Origin of the sequence: Crocosphaera sp. Alani8, from assembly GCF_038442745.1 — a bacterium.
Taxonomy (GTDB): Bacteria; Cyanobacteriota; Cyanobacteriia; order Cyanobacteriales; family Microcystaceae; genus Crocosphaera.
This window is the reverse complement of sequence record NZ_JARVCN010000326.1, coordinates 1-3582: the sequence shown is the minus strand read 5'-3', so window position 1 is coordinate 3582 and position 3582 is coordinate 1. Positions and strand designations below refer to the sequence as shown.

The window sequence follows — 3582 nt, the reverse complement described above, 5'->3', positions numbered from 1 at the left end:
ATTGCATAAGGCTTTCATGCTTGTTCTTAATTCTCTCATGAATAATGCAGGCTAACTGAGTCACAACTACTGGAGTTCTATCAAAACTTAAAAGCAGCTTCATCAACCCCTCGTCAACAAACACTCCATTATGAAGTAGGGCAGTTATTACAAGGTTTAATCCCTCATCCCGTGACCGAAACGATGAAACTGGCGGGGAAGGTCATCGAAGTGAAAGGCGATCGCCAATTAGAGGACAAGCAGGGTGTGACGTATCCCTTATCGGTAATAGAACAGGTTAAAGTATTGAGTTGGTCTGAGTACAATGGATGAAGATAAGGGTAAAAAGCCCCAATTATGGGGCAAAGTATTCTATTCATCACGTTTAACTCATTAATACTAACAAATACCTGTGATTGATGTCCTTTAACGTGAGTTCGGGGTTCGGAGATAAGTCTTTATTGACGAGATAATAGGTGTTTGAGGCTGCTGAACCTGAGAGATTTTCTATGAATTTTCTTAGATCGAACTCAGGTCTTTAGACTTAGCGATCGCTCTGGTGACTCCTGTGACTGATATACTAAACAGATATTATAAGGAACAGTTTGTAAGGTATTCATGAGGGTGGATCAAATCTCTTCTCAAAAGGATAAGAGCGAATCGTTAGGACTATCATCGTTTCATGAACGTTGTCGTTGTCTCGAAGAAGAACATCAATGGCTACTCAAACAAATAAAACGAAAACGCACTGAACTCAAGAATTTTTTAGATCAGATGCGTGAGATTGGCATGGAAGTTTTTAGAAAAGTTGTTCCGATTAATCAAAAAATTCAAGAACTGGATCAAGAAATTCATGACTTGTTCTCCGAGATTTTAACAACAAGAAAATTGGGGAAGAAAAGTAGAGAAGAGCTAATAGGAGTTTACCATTCTCTTCAAATGATGGGATTAATAAGTCCCAAATCAGAGGAATTAGAAGAAGAAGAAGAAGAAGACTTTGAGGATTTTGAGGATGTATTCTCAGATGAACAAGAGTTTAAAACAGCCGAAAAGAAAGCTCAAAAAAACGCCAACTATAGAGAGCCATTAGATGAAGACAATGATTTTGGCTCAGGGGAAACAAAATCTAAAAAATCAGGAGAAATCAGGAAAACGTTTCTAAAATTAGCGTCTTTATTTCATCCAGATAAAGCCAGTGATCCAGAAACACAGATATATAATAACGAAGTCATGAAAGAAGTTAATAAAGCTTATGAAGAGGGAGATATAGCGAGATTACTAGAAATAGAAAAACAACATCATTCTCAACAAGAAATAGACCTAGATAATGCCTCAAAGAGTGAAATTGAAAAAATATGTCTGATGAGAGAAAAAGATAATGAACTTCTGAGAAATCAATATGAGAACTTGAAAAAAGAACTAAGGATGGTGAGAAGAACCCCAGAAGGAAAAATGGTAAAAGAATATAGATCGTGTCAGAAACAAGGAGTAGATGCTATGGCTGCACTAACTAGAGAATTAGAAGAGCAAGTCAAACCTATCGAAAGTATTCGTGATTTTGTCAGAGACTTTCGAGACAAGAAAATTACTATCTCAGAATTTCTGAAAGGGCCTGGAGGTGGAGGGTCAGTCAAAGAAGAAGAAATATTAGAAATGATGTTAGAAGAATTATTAGGGGTTAGAATAATCTAAGTAAAAATTAACTTAGATAAAAGCTAAAGAAAGTTGATGAATTCATTTTTATTGATAAGATATAAAAAGTGACGTAAGAAAACTGTTACTCAAAAATCATGACCCAAAAAGTTGATGAAGTTCGTGACTATCTAAATCAAATTGCTCAAATTCCTCTCTTAAAAGCTAATGAAGAAATAGAATTAGGAAAGCAAGTAAAAAAGATGAGGGATTGTGAGGAAATAAAAGAAAAGTTACTAGAAGAAAAGGCCGTAGTAACAGATGAAGAGTGGGCGCAGCATTTGAGGATCAGTGTGAGAGAACTTTACTTAATTTTAAAAAGAGGAAAAAGAGCCAAAGACAAAATGGTTAATGCTAATTTAAGATTAGTAGTAGCGATGTGTAAAAAATATCAGGGAAAAGGATTAGAATTACTAGATTTAGTACAAGAGGGAAATTTAGGGTTAATCAGGGCAGTAGAAAAGTTTGAATATGACAAGGGATACAAATTTTCAACTTATGCTTATCATTGGATTAGACAGGCTATAGTGCGAGCAATTTTCGACAAGGGACGAACGATTAGAGTTCCGGTTAATATAAATGAAGAGATTAGTAAGCTGAAAAAAGTGCAGCTTACAATTAGACAGAAATATGGGAGAAGTGCGACGGTGGCCGAGCTTTCAGAAAGGTTAGAAATCCCCGAATCTAAAGTTAGGGTATTACGAGAGATTAACAGTCCAATTATCTCTTTAGATCAAAAGGTTTTAGGAGATGAAGATAATTCAACGCTGCTCAGTTTTCTAGCAGATCCTCATGAGGATTTAGGGAAATTTCTGGAGACTATTGGCAATAAAGAACTGGTAGAGCAATGCCTCTGTGGATTAAAACCAAAAGAGCAAAGAGTGTTGAGAGAATATTATTTAGAAACCCCTTCTTTAAGCTTCAATGAAATTGCCAAAAAAATGAACGTAACCCGTGAAAGGGTGAGACAAATTAAAAACAAGGCTTTAGATAAATTAAGGCGAGTAATTGTCACTGATTTGAGAGATAAACAGGAGATAATTTCAGTGAATTTTGAATCAATAACTAAGGGAAAATGTCTAAAATTCAAACAGAGATTTAAGGGGTCTTTAGAAGAGGGAAAAGCGAGAAATGAGGGGAAGGATTTGGCCTCCGATGTAGCCATTAAAACTGAAGCAAATCTGGAGGAAATACAGAAAAAGGAAAATCCGATGAACTTAAATCCTCCTTCTTCTCAATCAATTAAAACTGAGGTCTTACTCAACTTTGAGCCGGGAACCACTAAAGCAAAAATGAGAAAAAAAGTGGCTGAGAAATCCTCGAAACCCAAAGCTAAGAGGGAAGCTTCTTCTACAACTGTTAATCCCAAAGTTGTCAATAATTCTGCTGAAAAAATATCGGAAACTAAAGAGACGGTTAAAAATAAGAAAAAAGGGAATCAATCGAAAGTTAAGAGGAAGTCATCCGCCAAATCTAAGGTTAAGGAAATACCGTCTAAATCTGAACAAAGAGAAATTAAAAAGCAATTGCATCAATTATCCTATGGAAAATAATTATAATTTTAGGCTAGTTAGTACAAATAAACACTTAACTTTTTCCTGAACTTTCCTGAACAAAACGGGATTTCTTCTGCTGGTGGTTTCCGACATACTGAACTTATAAAGAAAGGTTAGTAAATGGGTCAAAGGTTGCGCTGTTTGAGCTTGAAGCTACAAGTGGGATGGAATCTGTTAACCACAGAAGTTAAGCAAAGGTTACGATTATTGTTTAAGCAAATGAAGGGTAGTGATTGCTCTGGGAGTGGGCAAGCACATTTCAATGGCATTCCTTAAGATGGCCAATGGGCGATCGCTTGCTTATACTCACATCTTGCACCAAGAAAAGTTGATATGAGGAACGATGGCTAAAACT

The 3582-nt window shown here is 36.0% G+C and carries 3 protein-coding genes; all 3 read left to right on the top strand.

What is annotated here, in order from left to right:
• Nucleotides 1–171 precede the first annotated feature (171 nt).
• Nucleotides 172–312: a hypothetical protein gene (locus P9B04_RS17135; protein WP_342056193.1), complete on the top strand. Its 141-nt coding sequence runs from the start codon at nucleotides 172–174 to the stop codon at nucleotides 310–312.
• Nucleotides 313–597: 285 nt separating this feature from the next.
• Complete coding sequence (locus tag P9B04_RS17130) at nucleotides 598–1671, top strand: J domain-containing protein (RefSeq protein ID WP_342056192.1); 1074 nt, start codon at nucleotides 598–600, stop codon at nucleotides 1669–1671.
• A 98-nt stretch (nucleotides 1672–1769) separates the two neighbouring features.
• Nucleotides 1770–3224 carry a sigma-70 family RNA polymerase sigma factor gene (locus P9B04_RS17125; protein WP_342056191.1) on the top strand — a complete coding sequence of 485 codons (1455 nt, stop codon included), beginning with the start codon at nucleotides 1770–1772 and terminating at the stop codon, nucleotides 3222–3224.
• Nucleotides 3225–3582 lie beyond the last annotated feature (358 nt).

Bases quoted from the DNA above. Each gene is read 5' to 3' on its own strand.
- P9B04_RS17130 (WP_342056192.1), top strand. From the start codon at position 598: ATGAGGGTGGATCAAATCTCTTCTCAAAAGGATAAGAGCGAATCGTTA.
- P9B04_RS17125 (WP_342056191.1), top strand. From the start codon at position 1,770: ATGACCCAAAAAGTTGATGAAGTTCGTGACTATCTAAATCAAATTGCT.